The following is an 840-nucleotide window of genomic DNA, read 5'->3' as shown; positions in this document are numbered from 1 at the left end:
GGCTCCGCACTCTGACACCTGAGGCAAGTTTCTGAGCGGGCAAGGGCATGATAAGATCCACCCCGATGATCAATACGGCGCGTCTGACCTTGTGTGCAATGCGCCCCGAGGATTTCAACCGGTTCGCCGAAATCTGGCGCGACCCCGAAGTTGTACGCCATATCGGAGGCACCCCGAAAACGCGCGGCGAGGCGTGGGATTCTTTCCTGCGCAACGCTGGACATTGGCAGATGACCGGGTTCGGTCAATGGGGTGTGATGCTGCAGTCGAATCGTACTCTGATCGGGCAAGCCGGGTTCTTCTATGGCAACCGGTCTCTGGGCGATGATTTCGATGGTTTTCCCGAAGCCGGCTGGGTTCTGGCCCCTGACATGCAGGGGCAAGGATACGGGTGTGAGGCCGCGCAGGCGGCGCACGACTGGTTCGACCGGATCATTCCGGGCCCGTTGGTTGCGCTGATCGACGCGGACCATGCAGCCTCACAGCGATTGGCTGAAAAGCTGGGCTACAAGCTGTTGCGCGAAGCTGAATACCGCGGCACCCCCGTTCATCTGTTTCGCCGTGACGGACCTCCTACACGGGTGTGAAACGCATTAGGCAGTGCGATGCCGCAAAATGGACGAGCTTTGCCGATCTTGTGAAACAAAGCGGCAAACTGAGACTCTATGCTATCGTGGAATTACGGAATGATTCAGCGGAGGATATGAATCATGATGATTTACCCCACGATGGAGTTGCAGAACGGTCGGTGCGTTACGCTGGACAAGGGGCGTCTGGATGAAGCGATGATCTGGCATGTAGATCCAGTCGAGACCGCGCGCGGCTGGTCTGCGGCTGGAG

2 protein-coding genes are annotated in these 840 nt (G+C 58.5%); both read left to right on the top strand.

Features of this window, described 5'->3' with window-relative positions; genetic code table 11:
- Window positions 1–47 precede the first annotated feature (47 nt).
- Entirely contained in the window at window positions 48–587 is a 540-nt protein-coding gene (locus ACR0EL_RS22030; RefSeq protein ID WP_170396461.1) for a GNAT family N-acetyltransferase, read from the top strand.
- Between the two features lie 123 nt (window positions 588–710).
- Window positions 711–840, top strand: a 130-nt coding sequence (locus ACR0EL_RS22025; RefSeq protein ID WP_480502293.1) for a HisA/HisF-related TIM barrel protein, incomplete at its 3' end; no start/stop codon positions are given.

Source organism: Ruegeria sp. AH12 (assembly GCF_056541465.1).
Note: the sequence above shows the minus strand (reverse complement) of the source record. Positions and strands in the feature narration are given on the sequence as shown.

Coding starts and splice junctions, on each gene's coding strand:
- ACR0EL_RS22030 (WP_170396461.1), top strand. CDS start 48: ATGATAAGATCCACCCCGATGATCAATACGGCGCGTCTGACCTTGTGT.